Below are 1,082 nucleotides of genomic sequence, written 5' to 3' on the forward strand. Positions count from 1 at the left end.
CTGATTTTCCTGCGGAAAATCCTCGCACGCAAACACGCAACTTTCCATATACAAAAACGTTAGGCACAAGCTGAACTCACTCAAATGAATAAACGAATTTCTAAAATACCGAATGATGTTCAAGACAGAAATTCTGTTGCTTGGAAAAAACTGTGTGAATATGTTGATGACGTTGCCGAAAAAGGAACTGATGAATTTGTGCCAAGAGAAGCTCTAGGAAATGAATTATTTGCTCAAATATTCACTTTGCCTGAATCAATTTCAAAATTGAAAAAAGTAACAAAAATTGGACTTTATGGCAGTAATTTAAAACGAATTCCACCTGAAATTGGAGAAATGGAATCTCTTGAATATTTTGACCCTTATACTTCCTATGATTTAAACTGGTTTCCTTATGAAATCACTAAATGTAAAAAACTAAAAGACAGCCGAATTAGTACAAGAGCTCTTTATGGAAACTATAAAAATAGAATGGGCTTTCCAAAACTTGACCACAATCCTGTTAGATACTTTGGAGAAAATCTAAAATGTAGTGTTTGCGAAAAAGAATTAGATTATGAACTAACAAATCAAATGTGGATTACTGCAAACGTTGGAACTGACACAATACCAATGCTTGCAAATCTTTGCTCTGAAAAATGTAAAGAAAATCTAATAAAGCCACCTAAAGACTATGTTCAGATTCCACACAAAGGTGGAGCTGATTTAGTACAACCACTTGACGAAGATGAATTGTGGGAAATTGAAATGGCAGAAAGAGAAAAAGCGGAAAAAGAAAATAAACCTGAATCAGAGGAAAAAATTAAAACGGAATCAAAGAATACTAAATTAGATATATCGAAACTTCCTATTTTAAAGCTCGTCCGAAAGATTTGGGAGAAATAAAGAAAAAAGCCAGATGCCTAACAACGCATATAATTCATTGCTGCTTCTCGCCTACTTTCGAAAATTCCGCTGGAATTTTCTGTTCGGTTTTTATTTGCTAAATTACATGCTTAAACACCGCAACAAACCATATACGAAACCGTTGGCAAACATTTTGCGCATACCAACAATATCAAGGCTTTTACAAAATTCTATGC

General features: G+C 33.9%; 1 protein-coding gene. It reads left to right on the top strand.

Going from position 1 to position 1,082, the window contains the following annotated elements; genetic code table 11:
- Positions 1-84: 84 nt before the first annotated feature.
- Positions 85-885 (top strand): hypothetical protein, encoded by an 801-nt coding sequence (locus tag ABD730_RS17115; protein WP_344716114.1) that lies wholly within the window; start codon positions 85-87, stop codon positions 883-885.
- Positions 886-1,082 lie beyond the last annotated feature (197 nt).

The sequence above is a fragment of the Winogradskyella damuponensis genome, assembly GCF_039538385.1.
In the GTDB taxonomy this organism is placed as follows: domain Bacteria; phylum Bacteroidota; class Bacteroidia; order Flavobacteriales; family Flavobacteriaceae; genus Winogradskyella; species Winogradskyella damuponensis.

Coding starts and splice junctions, on each gene's coding strand:
- ABD730_RS17115 (WP_344716114.1), top strand. CDS start 85: ATGAATAAACGAATTTCTAAAATACCGAATGATGTTCAAGACAGAAAT.